Annotated in this window: 1 protein-coding gene; it reads left to right on the top strand. The window is 58.6% G+C overall.

The genetic code is table 11. The features are described from left to right. A partial coding sequence (locus tag G0Q06_RS14325; RefSeq protein ID WP_163967458.1) for a PhnE/PtxC family ABC transporter permease occupies window positions 1-304 on the top strand: 304 nt, incomplete at both ends.

Below are 304 nucleotides of genomic sequence, written 5' to 3'. Positions count from 1 at the left end.
GGCATTGCAGGAAATCATCGTCGCCATCCTGCTGGTCGCCATCTTCGGATTTGGACCGCTGGCAGGGTTCCTGACCCTTTCCTTCGCCACAATCGGCTTTTTGTCCAAGCTGTTGGCAGAAGACATTGAATCCATGGACAAGGTGCAGGCTGAAGCCATCAAAGCCTCCGGTGCCCGCTGGATGCAATGGATCAACTACGGCGTGCAGCCGCAGGTCATGCCGCGTCTGGTGGGGCTGTCCATGTACCGGATCGACATCAATTTCCGCGAAAGTGCCATCCTCGGTCTGGTCGGCGCAGGCGGG

It is taken from the genome of Oceanipulchritudo coccoides (genome assembly GCF_010500615.1).
Lineage (GTDB): Bacteria > Verrucomicrobiota > Verrucomicrobiia > Opitutales > Oceanipulchritudinaceae > Oceanipulchritudo > Oceanipulchritudo coccoides.
The sequence above is the reverse complement of the archived record's forward strand: the minus strand, read 5'-3'. Positions and strand labels throughout refer to the sequence as shown.